Source organism: Paraburkholderia kirstenboschensis, assembly GCF_904848585.1.
Classification (GTDB): domain Bacteria; phylum Pseudomonadota; class Gammaproteobacteria; order Burkholderiales; family Burkholderiaceae; genus Paraburkholderia; species Paraburkholderia kirstenboschensis.
Window position 1 is genome coordinate 124,876 of sequence record NZ_CAJHCR010000005.1, and the last position, 12,619, is coordinate 137,494.

Annotated in this window: 13 protein-coding genes; 2 read left to right on the forward strand and 11 right to left on the reverse strand. The window is 63.5% G+C overall.

Translation table 11 applies throughout. The annotated features are described in order from the left end of the window. The first annotated feature begins 18 nt into the window (after window positions 1-18). Window positions 19-840 (forward strand): LysR substrate-binding domain-containing protein, encoded by an 822-nt coding sequence (locus JMY24_RS15985; protein ID WP_201702555.1) that lies wholly within the window; start codon window positions 19-21, stop codon window positions 838-840. A 76-nt stretch (window positions 841-916) separates the two neighbouring features. Next, window positions 917-1,888: an ATP adenylyltransferase family protein gene (locus JMY24_RS15990; protein WP_128596157.1), complete on the forward strand. Its 972-nt coding sequence runs from the start codon at window positions 917-919 to the stop codon at window positions 1,886-1,888. Window positions 1,889-1,911: 23 nt separating this feature from the next. Here the strand turns inward: JMY24_RS15990 and JMY24_RS15995 are convergent, their stop codons facing one another. From JMY24_RS15995 to JMY24_RS16045, 11 genes are all read right to left on the reverse strand, one after another. After that, on the reverse strand, window positions 1,912-2,904 hold the full coding sequence (locus JMY24_RS15995; protein WP_128596159.1) for a vWA domain-containing protein: 993 nt from the start codon (window positions 2,902-2,904) through the stop codon (window positions 1,912-1,914). Between the two features lie 44 nt (window positions 2,905-2,948). After that, window positions 2,949-3,518, reverse strand: coding sequence for a tetratricopeptide repeat protein (locus JMY24_RS16000; protein WP_128596160.1), 570 nt, complete (start codon window positions 3,516-3,518; stop codon window positions 2,949-2,951). After that, window positions 3,515-4,504, reverse strand: coding sequence for a vWA domain-containing protein (locus tag JMY24_RS16005; protein ID WP_128596158.1), 990 nt, complete (start codon window positions 4,502-4,504; stop codon window positions 3,515-3,517). The genes JMY24_RS16000 and JMY24_RS16005 overlap by 4 nt, the downstream gene beginning before the upstream one ends. After that, window positions 4,501-5,436 (reverse strand): calcium incorporation protein MxaA, encoded by a 936-nt coding sequence (locus tag JMY24_RS16010; RefSeq protein WP_201702393.1) that lies wholly within the window; start codon window positions 5,434-5,436, stop codon window positions 4,501-4,503. The genes JMY24_RS16005 and JMY24_RS16010 overlap by 4 nt, the downstream gene beginning before the upstream one ends. Next, window positions 5,433-6,320 carry a DUF58 domain-containing protein gene (locus JMY24_RS16015; RefSeq protein ID WP_201702395.1) on the reverse strand — a complete coding sequence of 296 codons (888 nt, stop codon included), beginning with the start codon at window positions 6,318-6,320 and terminating at the stop codon, window positions 5,433-5,435. The genes JMY24_RS16010 and JMY24_RS16015 overlap by 4 nt, the downstream gene beginning before the upstream one ends. 3 nt (window positions 6,321-6,323) lie before the next feature. Next, window positions 6,324-7,343: an AAA family ATPase gene (locus JMY24_RS16020; RefSeq protein ID WP_201702397.1), complete on the reverse strand. Its 1,020-nt coding sequence runs from the start codon at window positions 7,341-7,343 to the stop codon at window positions 6,324-6,326. 52 nt (window positions 7,344-7,395) lie between these two features. Beyond that, complete coding sequence (locus JMY24_RS16025; protein WP_128598696.1) at window positions 7,396-8,382, reverse strand: LysR family transcriptional regulator; 987 nt, start codon at window positions 8,380-8,382, stop codon at window positions 7,396-7,398. 13 nt (window positions 8,383-8,395) lie between these two features. Next, window positions 8,396-9,241 (reverse strand): hypothetical protein, encoded by an 846-nt coding sequence (locus JMY24_RS16030; protein ID WP_128598697.1) that lies wholly within the window; start codon window positions 9,239-9,241, stop codon window positions 8,396-8,398. Next, a complete protein-coding gene (locus JMY24_RS16035) occupies window positions 9,238-10,152 on the reverse strand; it encodes a substrate-binding domain-containing protein (RefSeq protein ID WP_201702399.1) in 915 nt (304 codons plus the stop codon). The genes JMY24_RS16030 and JMY24_RS16035 overlap by 4 nt, the downstream gene beginning before the upstream one ends. Window positions 10,153-10,182: 30 nt before the next feature. Beyond that, window positions 10,183-10,602, reverse strand: coding sequence for a c-type cytochrome (locus JMY24_RS16040; RefSeq protein ID WP_128587234.1), 420 nt, complete (start codon window positions 10,600-10,602; stop codon window positions 10,183-10,185). Window positions 10,603-10,807: 205 nt separating this feature from the next. After that, on the reverse strand, window positions 10,808-12,574 hold the full coding sequence (locus JMY24_RS16045) for a methanol/ethanol family PQQ-dependent dehydrogenase (protein ID WP_394365157.1): 1,767 nt from the start codon (window positions 12,572-12,574) through the stop codon (window positions 10,808-10,810). Window positions 12,575-12,619: the final 45 nt, after the last annotated feature.

The window sequence follows — 12,619 nt, forward strand, 5'->3', positions numbered from 1 at the left end:
GACCTCGATGTGATGACGATGATCGTCGCCGTGGCGGACGCCGGCAATATCAGCCGCGCGGCGGAAGTCGTGCACCGTTCGCAGTCGGCGGTGAGCATGCAGATCAAGACGCTCGAAACCGCGCTCGGCAAGCCGCTTTTCGTGCGCAAGCCGAGAAACGTCGTACCGACACAAGACGGCGAAGTGCTGCTCGCTTACGCGCGGCGCATGCTGGCGTTGCGCGACGAAGCCTGGGCCGCCGTGGTTCGGCCCGACGTGACGGGCCGTGTGAGTATCGGCGTGCCGGACGACTACGCGTCCTCGCTGCTGCCGCCGATCCTCAAAAAATTCTCCGCAACCTATCCGAAGGTCGAGATCCGGGTGGTCGGTCTGCCGAGCGTCGCGCTCGCGCCCATGGTGAAGGACGGCTCCGTCGATCTCGTGTGCGCGACGCGGGTCAAGGGATTGTCAGGCGAGTTTTTGCGGCTCGAGCCGATGGTCTGGGCGGCGTCGCCGAGCGCACACGACATCTGGCGAGAAAGGCCGTTGCCGATAGCCGTGTTTTTGCCCGGCAGCGTCGCGCGTGAGAATGCGATCCGCAGCCTGGAACACGCGAAGATCAGCTACCGGACCTCGTATGAAAGCCCGAGTCTGATGGGCCTCGTGTCGATGGCCGAAGCCGGCCTTGCCATCGTTCCGCTCGCACAATGCGCCGTACCCGCGCATTTCGCGCTGCTCGGTCATGCGCAGGGGCTGCCCGAAATCGCGGCGCTCGAAGTCGTGCTCGCGCGAAGCACGGCATCGAAACGCCCGCCATGCGATTTTCTCGCGGAGAAGATCATTGCAGAACTGAGGCGCTAGATCGCAGCCCAGAACGGCGACAGGCGGGGATCTTCGTCGGGCGAGATATGTCGGCTGAGTGTATAAAGGAAGCTACATGTCGTGCGAACAGGGCTCGCCTCTTTCGATGAACACGTCCCTTTCCGGGTCATCCGGCGCCTTGTGGCCGGCTATCGTGCGCCAAACCGCGCATGCGCTCGATTGCGGCGCGCTGCTTCCAATACAAACGAGCCGCACTACCATCGATGACGGCGGCGTGCGTTTTGTGGTCCGGCAAATCTCGAGCCTCGCCCGCAAAGAAAAGGACGAGCAGCAGCGCAAAGCCGGATCGTCCAGCGCTCGCGCGTCCAACCCTTTCCTGCCCTATGACCCGGATCTGTTCGTCGCCGACATCTCCGACACACATCTCGTCCTGCTCAATAAATTCAACGTTATCGATCACCACGTTCTGATCGTTACGCGTCGCTTCGAGCTACAGCAAGCCCTGTTGAATCTCGCCGACTTCTGCGCGCTATTCGCTTGCATGACGCAGTTCGAGAGCCTCGGTTTTTACAACGGCGGCCCGGAAGCCGGCGCGAGTCAGCCTCATAAACATTTGCAGATCGCACCGTTGCCGCTCGATGACAGTGCGCCAGAGCTGCCGATAGAACCGCTCATTGCGGCGGCACGCATGGACGGCTCCGTCGGCACAGTGCCGGGGCTCGCCTTTGCGCATGCGTTTGTCGGCTTCGATCCGGCGCTTGCAACGCGTCCGTTGGAACTGGCGCGCAGTGCATTCGAGCGGTACATGTCTCTGCTCGCTGCGGCCGGCTTGCATGCTGTCGATGTCAACGGTGAGCCGTTGCAATCGGCACCCTATAACCTGCTCGTCACTACGCGATGGATGATGCTCGTGCCTCGCTGCGCCGAACGCAGCGAGGGCATTTCGATCAACGCGTTAGGGTTTGCCGGATCGCTTTTCGTGCGTGACGAAACGCAAATGGACACCATCAGGAAGCTTGGTCCGATGAGCATGCTGCAACGAGTCGCGGGGACGATGGGAAGCGTATCCGCAGCGAGAAGCGATTAGCGTTGTCGAACGCGGCACACCTGTCATGGATACGTTGTGGCTGATCCCTCGCTCCGAGTGGCCTCCGTTCGCGCGTTGCCAGCAAGAGGTGGCCTATCTGCGCGAGCGCGTCGCGCCGGACGAAACAGGCGCGCGCCCAGGCGCATCGACGCGGAAACCACGGCAGTATCCGGCATGAAGCGCCAGACGAGGAGCAGCAGCGCGAGCACTGCGGGACACCAGCGCAAATCGGTCGGCACTCTTTCACGGTGAGCGAGCCGCGCATCGAGCAGCGCGTCGCGCAACGACGCGGCGTCGACGAGGCGCCCATAGCCGAAACCGACCTGCCCGGCCACCGAACTCAGATAGTGCCCTTGCAACGCCGACAATTCCTCGTGACTAGCCGCATGAGTCGCGGACGCATGCATCTGCGGGATCTGTACCACCTGGTCCGCCTGCCAGTAGCCGATACGATTTCCGCGGGCATCGCTGCGCGGAATGGGCGCCGGTTGATCGCCACCGACACCGATCAACCAGCCCTTCACGTGAGCGGGATTGATATCCTGCTTGAGCGCATCGGAGGGCAGCAGCGGCGGCGCCTCCTGTCCATCGGTCACGAACACCACGGCCGTGCTGTCGCCGATCTCCTGCGCCACGCGAACCGCCGAATACACACCGCCTTCGGCAATACGGCTGTAGTTCGTCCACCGCATGTGCCAGTCGATCCGATCCAGCGACGACAGCAGCGCGTCATAGTTGCCGCAGACTTCGACGGGCGCCACCAGCAGGAAACTCCGTTGTCCGGTGAACGCACTCCAGCCGACTTTCGAGCCGCACGGCAATTGACCGAGTGCATCGCGCATCGCGGCGCGCGCGAACGCGAGACGGCTCACCGGCGCGCCGTTCAGCACGACGTCCTCGACATACATGCTCTGCGTGATATCGAACGTGACAACATAGCTCGACGTGTCGCGCGGCAACGCCACCGGCGGCAAGGCGAGCGCGAGAATCAGCAGTACGAGCGCCGCTGGCGTCATCCAGTGACGGCCTGCGAGAAAACCACGCGTTTGTGCACCCAAGCTCACGGCAAATCCTTGCTTTCGGGATCGCGCACCTTGACGTCGTGCTGCTCCTTGACGTCAGGCGCTCCTGACGCGGAACGCGTTTCCGGGGCAAGCCACAACGCCCGTTCCAGGTTGTAGCGCGCATCCCAATCGTCCGGTGCGATGCGCAGCAGGCTGCGGTAGCGCGCCTTGGCTTCCTCGACCATTGCAAGCGATTCGATCGCGCCGGAAGGGCTATGACCGATTCCCTGGCGCAGGTACAGGTTGCCAAGATCGAACAGCGCCGCCCGTCCGACTTCGCTCTCGGGCTGCTCTCGAATCAGCGACTCGAAAAGCGGCCCCGCCGCATCGTAGGCGCCGTCTTTCGACAACGCGATTGCACGCGCGAGCCTGACCTGGGGTGCATCGTCGGTACTGGCAACGCCGCGCTGCGCATCTTTGGGCGCCGCTTTGTTCGCGACGACAGTAGCCGCAACCGTCCGATTCACCTGCTCCGCACGCTGCAATTCGATCCAGTCATAAGCCGCTACCGCCGCGCAGCACAGCGCCACAGCCCCGAAGACAATATGTACCGACGCGCGCTTCACGACCACACCCGCACCTGAAAGAGCCGCAACGCCATCAGCAGCACGCAACTTGCGAGCGCGACGGCGAAGCAGTACGGACTGAAGTCCTCGCGCGGCAAACGCTCCATGAACGTAGTCAGCGCATTTTGCTGCCGGTTGATCTCGGCCATCGCGTCCCTCATTGCTTTTGCGTTACCGGTCTGGAACAAACGATAAGGCGTCTTAAGCGACAGGAAATAACGGTGCAGTTCAGCTTCGGCGGAAGATTCGCTCGCAGGTACGGCCGCATTGAGATCGGGGCTGTAAACGCTGCTGCGCAAATAGATGAAGTAAAGCGCAATCTGGTTGCGAAGCAGGCCGTCCTCGATCAACTGCCGCTCGCGAGCGTCGAGCTTCGCGCCGCCGTCCGAGACGAGCACGATCGCGCGGCGGCTCGACGAATGCTGCTGATTGAATTCGCCGATTGCCGTGAGCAGCCCGAGATCGAGTTGTGTATCGGGCATGCCGCGCCCTACCGCAGTACCGGCGATAGCCGCGTCGATCGCGCGATGGTCGTAGGTGAACGGCATTGCAAGCAACGGACTCGTGCCGAACATCATGAATGCGAGCCGGTCGTTCGGCCTTTGAGCGACGAACTGCGTCAACGAAGCGCGCGCCACCCTGTTCTTCGATTCGCCCGCGCTCACCTCGACACCTTTGCTGTTCATCGGCTCGTCCATGCTGGCACTGCGATCCATGAGAATCAGAATCTGCGCGCCGCTGCCCGTGCGCACTACTTGCCGAGGCGAGCGCCCAGGACCGCCCAGACCGACGACGATCGCAAGCATGGCCAGCACCGCACTGCCCTGCGCGACGGCGCCGATCCATCGCCCGGCGCGATCGTCGGGCAGCCATGCGATCCACGAGAACGCGAGCGTGTCGGCGCGGCGGGGCAACAGCGGCAGCAACACGAGCGGCAGCAACGCAAGCAGCCACGGGTGAGCGAAGTCGAGCGCCATATCGTTCATCGCTGATGGCGTTGCTCCGCGCGATACAGTGCCTCGCACAGAGTCCGCAGCGGATAGGCGTCGCCCGAGGACGCGGGCGTGAAAAAGCGCTCAGACGATTGCCGGTAAAACTGCTCCAGTTGCGCGCGCAACGGTTGCAGATACGGCGCTTGAACGAAGAGGCCCGACAGCGCGCCCGCATGCACCACGTGGCCCGCCGTTTCGTTCAGCGCGCGATGCAGGCAAAGCCATGCCTGCGCAGATGCGTCCGCGTGCGGCTCGCTCGCTCGCGGCTTGCGCTGCACGCGCCGCAACTCCCGCCAGGCGCGCGCAAACGGCAGACGCGCCGACTCGCGCGCGTTGCGCCACAGCCACCAGCCTGCCCACGACAGCAAGCTCAGCATGAGCAAGCCAAGCGCGAAGCCCGCCTGTCGCCGCAGCGGCGCTGTAGGCACCGCAGGAGCCTGCCGGTCCGGACGCATCGCTTGCAGGTCGCCGGCATTGAACGGATTCGCGGGCGTCGCCGGACCGATGCTGAGCGGCCATTCTCCGACCTGAAGCGTCGCGCCCGAGGACGACGTCAGCGACAACGCGGGCAACGCAATCTGCATGAGCGTCGTCGGCACGTTGACGACCTGGTAGTCGATCGCCATCCACTGGCGGCCGTCGGCGTCGGTTTCGCTACGAACCCGCCGGCGTTCGAGCCACGCATCGGTGCGGCCGAGCGAAGGCGGCGTTACTGTGCCGAGATCGTAACCGCCATCTTTCAGCAGAACGCGTTGCGTGAGGACGTCGCCGAGCAGATAGCCGAATGCGCGCGGCTCCTGAACCGTCGGCTGAAAGGCCGCGCCGCTCGCCGCTGCGATGTTGGTCGACGGCATCAGCGCGGGCATCAGCGAAACAGCGAGCATGAGGGCGGTCGGGAGGCGGCGCGTCAAATTATCTGCTCTCATGCGACCGCCTCCAGAAAATAGCGTGACATCGCTTCCGGATCGAAGGCGCCTTCGATATAGAACGGCTGGATCGCGCGGTTGCCGAACATCCGCGAGAGTTCCGCGCGGCGTCGCGCAACGCCTTCATGCCAACGTTGGCGCGCGCTGGCGCTCAACCAGAGCGTGCGCCGCGCACCGGACTCGGCGTCCCTCACCGCAAGCAGCGGACCGCCCGCAGGCGGCGCAATCTCGGCAGCATCCCACACGACGATGGGCACCACGTACGCATGCACCAGCAGATCGAGCACCGCTGGCAACGCTGCAAGCGGCCAATGGAAATCGGAGACGAGAAAGACCAGCGCCTGACGGCCCGCGAGCGTCGACGCAACGCGCTGCAACGCTTCGGCGCTGCCGCTGCCCGAGCCCTTGGCCGCGCCTGTGCCCGTGCCCGCCCCTGTGCTATCGCGCAGCATCGTGGCGAGCACATTGCCGATGCCGCGCCCGGAGCGCGGCGGCATGAAGAGGTCGTCGCGCGCGCGGCTATCGAACGCAAGCATCCCCAATGGATCGCCGACGCGAAAAGCGCTGTATCCCAATGCTTCGACGAAGTCCGCAGCCACCTGCAACTTGCTCTGGCGCTCGCCGAAGCGCATCGACGCCGACACATCGACAAGCACCTGAACCGGCACTGCGGCGCGCTGCAAATGCACCCGCACGAGCCACTCGGAACGGGCCGCGCGCACGCTTGCCCGCAGATCGATGCGACGCGGATCCGGATAGTCGAACAGCCGGCCATGCATTGCGAATTCCTGGCCAGCACCAAAGCTCGATCCGCGATGCGAACCGGGACGAAACCCCGACGAACGCATCGGCAAACGGTAATGAAATTCCGCTATTTCTTTCATGGCTCAGGGCACTGCAAGCCTGTCGACGATCTGCGCGGTCAGCGCCTCCGCGAGCTCCTGACGACGCAATTCGTAGATCGGCGTGAAGAACACGCGGTGCCCGAGCGCCGGCAGCAACACCGCATGGATGTCCTCGGGAATCAGATGCGAGCGGCCCGCGAGCCACGCGACCACGCGCGCCGCGCGCAACAGCGCGCTCATGCCGCGCGGGCTCGCGCCTGCCAGAATGAGCCGCTCTATGTCCACGCCGTCGAGCGCGATACCAAAGCGCTGCGGCGTTTCGGTGGCCTGCCAGATGTCCAGCACATAACGTTCGATCGTTTCGCTGGACTGCACGCTGTGCTGAATGGCCGCGCCCACCTGGTTCAACTGTTCCCACGGCACGATAGCCGCAGAAAGCCGCGCGAGCAGCCGGTCGACGTCGTGATAATCCGCATCGAACACCAGCGCGCGCCGCACGTCGGTGTCGTCGGGTGTCGGCATGCCCAGTTCGAACAGGAAACGGTCGCGTGCCGCCGAGGCGAGCTCGAAGGTTTCCTCCTTCTCGACCTTGTTGCGATCCGCGAACACCGTCATGTGCGGAAAGCGGTATTCGCGATCGAACGCCCAGACGGAGCGCTCGGCCATCGCGCGCAACAGCAGCGACTGAACCTGCGGACGCGCGCGATTGATTTCGTTGAAGAAGAATGTCGTGAGACCCTCGCCGTGCCGCAGAAGCGGACCCGGATCGATACGCGGCCTGCCCTCGGCATCGACATACGTGTGATAGACGAGGTCGCCCGGCATCAGGTCGATCGTGCCTTCCACGCGCTCGAACTCGCCGCCCACGACACGCGCAAACGCGCGCAGCACCGTCGTCTTGCCGACACCGACTCCACCTTCGAGCAGCACATGCCCGCGCGCGAACAACGCAACGGTGATAAGCCGGATCACCTGCGCCTGGCCTATCACGGCGCTCGCGACTTCCTCCTCGATCTGCAGCGCATGCAGACGCCAGTCCTGAAGCTGTTCGCTGGAACCCATCGGTGCAATCTCCTATGGCTGGCACACACTGCGCCGCCAGCAAAAATGCGAGTCACGCGGAAGCATCGTCGACTGCCGGTATGAGGACCTTCGGCTTGCCGGGCGGCCGTACGAATACCGCATACTCGCGCTCCAGATAAGCCGCGGCCTGTTCCAGCAGAAATTGCCGGAAGATCATGCAGGTCGGTGAAAGCTGCTTGGCGCGCAAATGCACGATCTGCCATGTGCGCTCGATCGGCGTGCCGTTCACATCGAGCAATGCAAGCTCTCTCGTACGCAATTCGAGCAGCAGCGTATGCAGCGAAATGAGGCTCACGCCCATCCCCGCGATCACCGCCTGCTTGATCGTTTCATTGCTGCCGAGCGTGACGACTTTCGCGGGCGTGAACAGATGCTGCCGGAACATTTCCTCCGCGGCCATGCGGGTGCCCGAGCCGGGTTCTCGTAGAAGAAACGTGTCGCCGCGCAACTCCTGCAAGTCGAAGCGCCGCGCGTCCGCAAGCGGATGATCAACCGGCGCGATCACTACTTGCGGATGCCATGCGAGCGGCTCTGTTGTCGTATCGAGTTCCGGCGGCGGGCGTCCCATGATCGCGAGGTCAATCGCGTTGTCCTGAAGCAGGCGCAACAACGCATCCCGGTTGCCCACCGAGAAGTGCACGTCGACCTTCGGGTAGAGATGCGAATACATTGCGAGCAGCTTCGGCGCGAAATACGTCGCGGAACTGACGATGCCCACCGCGATAGAGCCGCTATCCGCCTGCTTGAGCGAACTCATCGCGTCTTCCGCGTCCTTGATCTCGCCTAGAATCCGGCTCGCATGATGGCTGAACTTTTCGCCGGCCTCGGTCAACGCGAGCTTGCGCGCAATCCGCTCGAAGAGGCGCAGGCCGACCGCCTCCTCCAGCTGATGAATCTGCATCGACACCGCGGGCTGCGTCAGATGCAATTCTTCGGCGGCTCGCGCAAAACTCGTATAGCGGCTCGCCACGACGAAGATCTGCAATTGACGCAGCGTGAGCGAGCGGATGAAGTTCACGGCCGCGCGTCCGCTACCGGCTCGCGCGCGGCGCGTTCGACGGCTTGACGGGCGCGTTCGGCGAATGCGGCGCGTTAGGTGTGTTCGGTGTGTTCGGTACGTTAGGAGCATTCCCCGGCGGCGGCAGCTTGCGCAACGCAGCCTGGAAGCTGAGGGTGCGGCTATGCAGCGGATGTGCGAAGTCGTTGTTCGCGCCGGGCACCTCCGTGCGAATCAGCGCGACCTCGCCCGGCACGGTAGGCGCGATCAGAAACGTGTAGCGCTTCGCGATGTATTGCGCGAAGCGTTCGGCATTGGGATCGTCCAGATACGGCTGCACGACGATCTGCTGAGCCTTCACCGGCTTGCCGTCGATCTGGCTCGTCACCGTTTCGATCTTCGGGCCGGCGGCAAGCGCGAGCCGCAACCGCTGCTGGAAATAGCGCCGTTGCCCGCCCGTCAACTGCTCCATCTCGGCGATGTCGCGCTCGAGGAAATAGATGATCACCGGGTTGCACTGCAAGCCGCCGTTCGGCAACGGCACGGCTCCGCTGTGATCGGACACCTGGGCGTCGCCCTTCGCGTTGTCCGGGCTCGTTACCAGCACCTTGACGATGTCGGTCCCGCGCGCGGGCGGGTCGGAACTGAGCAGCGCGTAGTCGAGTTCGGTTTGCTGCGCGACGCCATGCAGATGATCGGTCGTGAAGATAAGCCGCTCGGCGGACGAAATCTCGCCGCTGCCTGCGGCGGGCGCGGCCGCGTGCACATCGCCGATGAAACACGCAAAACACGCGAAACACGTTAAGCACGCGATGCTCGCGGCGCCCGCCGCGAGCTTGCGCCTCCATTCACGTCGCACACCGGCTCGCACCGCCGTCATGGCGATGCGTCCGCGGGCTTGCCGGACGGCGCATCGACGGGCTTTAGAAGCGGCACTTCATAGCTGGTGAGGATGCTGTCGATCTTGTCGTGGTTCGCGCCGATCCATTGATCGACCTTGTCCTTCCACGCCTTCTCGCCGTAGCGCACGCCCATCGAGATCGTATAGTCGAAACGGATGCCCGGCGTGGCCGGAAACGGCACGAGCTTCACCGAATCGCCGGAGCGTTTCGCGAAGTAGCCCGCAATCGGCCCCCACAGAAACACGACGTCGACGTTGCCCGCCTGCAGGTCTTTTTCGATCATCTGGCCGGGATATTCCTGCGGGTCGCCGCTTTGCACCTGATACGACACCGCCTGATCGATCAGGTTATGAGCGAGCAGCCAGTCGACAGCCGGCGTCTGCGAGAAGATGCCGAAGCGCAGCTTGTGCAACTGATCCGGCGGCAGCTTGAGCAGATCGTCCGGCGTGTTGATGCCGGCCAGCTCGGGCCGCTTCTTGAACACCATTGCATAGGTGGAGCGCAGATACGGCTGCGTCGTCGAAGTCAGGTCGTAGCCTTTCGGCACGCCGATGATCAGATCGCATTTGTAGCGCTCGCTGTCGGCCACCTTCTCGCGCAGCGTGTGGCGAACGAACCCCATGCGCTGTGGAAAGTACGTGTATTCGAGCTTGTAGCCGAAGTCGCTCGCCATCTGGCTCGCGATGCGGTTCTCGTAACCCTCGCCCTTGTTGTTCGACAGGGGCATGTTGTTCGGGTCCGCGCACACTCGCAGAACGCCGTCGGCGCCGTCGTTGTTCGGCAGCGCCGCCTCGCCCTGGGCGCGTACCGCGCCGCTTGCGAGCGCCGCATAGCAAAGCGCGCCTGCCACGAGCGCGGCGTGCGCACGCATTAGTTTGCGATGACGCATCGATCACCTCCTGAAGTTGTGCCGCCGGCGTTATTTCGCGTCGATGGCCTGCAGATCGCCGGGCTTGATCTGCCCGTCGGAGCGCCCTTTCAGATAGGCGTAAAGGTTCTCCCAGTTCTTTTGCATCATCTGGCTGGAACTGAAGTCGGGCATGCCCTTGTCGACCCGCCCACCGAACACCGTGCGGTGAAACTCGTTCTTATCAAGCGTCTTGAATGCTTCGACGAGCGAGGGTCCCACCATGCCCTGCTGCTGCGCGCCGTGGCAGCGTTCGCATGCAAGCGCGCGCCAGGTCTTCCATCCTTGCAACGTATTGGTGTCCACCTTGCTGCCGTCGACCACCTTGTACGCCACCTGGGCAATCGCGGGATTGGTCTGGGCGTACGTGACAGGCAGCACGACAAAAACGACGGGCAGTGCCGCCCGCAACAAGATTGATCGGCGTTTCATATACAGATGTCTCCTGATGATAGAGCCGCGCCTCGATGCATTTCATCGACGCATCGCTGCATCTCCTGCAAGCGCGCGGCCCCGGTAACTCGTATGCAACTCGTGGTTGAACCCGCATTGAACTGGCTTGACCGAACCCGCGCCGCCGGCTGCCCCGGTGCTTCACCAGGAGCGAGCCGGCCGCGCGATTCGAACCATCCTGCGCTCAGCTGTTGCCGCCAGGAATGGCGAACACGAAGAGCGTGCCGCCGAGCGCCGTGTACTTCGCGAGCTCGCGATAACCGCCCACCGCGCCGAGACCTTCCGTCGACTTCTCGAGTCCGGCCGCCATGCCGATGCCGGCCCAGCCGCCAATGCCCGAGTAGACGCCGACGTACTGCTTGCCCTGATACTGGTACGTAAACACGTTGCCGATGATCCCCGAGGGGGTCTTGAATCTCCACAACTCCTTGCCGTCCTTGATGCGAACCGCCTTGAGGTAGCCTTCCAGCGTGCCGTAGAACGCAATGCCGCCGGCGGTCGCGAGCGCGCCCGACCACACCGAGAACTTCTCCGGCTTGGACCAGACGATCTTGCCCTTCGCCGCATCCCAGGCGATGAAATTGCCCATCGCGTTGTTCTCGTTCGGACCCGGATACATCGACAGCGTCGCGCCCACATACGGCTGACCCGACACGTAGTCGACATCGAACGGTTCGTAGTCCATGCAAACGTGGTTCGTCGGCACGAGGAAGAGGCTGGAGTTCGGGTCGTACGCTGCGGGCTGCTGGTCCTTCGAGCCGAGCGCTGCAGGACAGATGCCCTTCACGTTGTGGTCCGAGCCCGCTGCCTGCGTCGAATACGCCGCGTTACGAATCGGCTTGCCGCTCTTCAGGTCGACGCTGTCGGCCCAGTTCACAGCCGGATCGAACTTCTGTGCGACGAGCAGTTGGCCGCTCTCGCGGTTCAACGTATAGCCGAAGCCATTGCGGTCGAAGTGAACGATGGCGGGCACCTTCTTGCCGTCGATCGTCAGATCCGACAGGATCATTTCATTGACGCCGTCGTAGTCCCACTCGTCGTGAGGCGTCATCTGATAGACCCACTTCGCCATGCCGGTATTCAGATCGCGGGCCATGATCGACATCGACCACTTGTTGTCGCCCGGACGTTGCGTCGGGTTCCATGTGCCCGGATTGCCGGTGCCGTAGTAGACAAGGTTGAGCTTTGGATCCCACGCATACCAGCCCCACGTGGTGCCGCCGCCCAGCTTCCACTGATCGCCCTTCCAGGACTTCAGCGACGAGTCCGCGCCCACCGGCACCATCTTGCCGTCGGCGTAAGTCATCGTCTTGTCGGGGTCCATCAGCATGTCCTTGTCCGGACCCGTGCTGTACGCGGTCCAGGCCGGTTTGCCGGTCTTGATGTCATACGCGATCAGACGTCCGCGCACGCCGAACTCGCCGCCCGAGATGCCGGTCAGCACCTTGTCGCCGAAAACGTGCGGCGCGTTGGTGTTGGTTTCGCCGGCTTTCGAGTTGCCGTTCTGCGCGGTCCAGACCACGTCGCCCGTTTTGGCGTTCAACGCGACGAGCTTGGTATCGGCCTGTTGCAGGAAGATCTTGCCGTCGCCATAGGCGAGCCCGCGATTGACTGTGTCACAGCACATCACGGAGACAACCGAATCGTCCTGCTTCGGCTGGTACTGCCAGAGGAATGTTTGATCCTTCAGGTTGATCGCAATAACCTTGTTAGGGAACGGCGAGTGGATATACATGGTGTCGCCGATCACGAGCGGCGCGCCTTCATGGCCGCGCAGCACGCCGGTCGACATGGTCCACGCGACCTGTAGTTTGCCGACGTTGTTCTCGTTGATCTGCTTGAGTGGGCTATAGCGGTGATTCGCATAGTCGCCTGCCTGCGCCGCCCAGTTCGACGGACTTTTGATGAGCCCGTCGAGCTGCGAATCGGCCTGTGCAACGATAGAGCTCATGGCTGCCGACGCGAGGATCGCGAGCCCAAGAACCGTGGTGCGTAA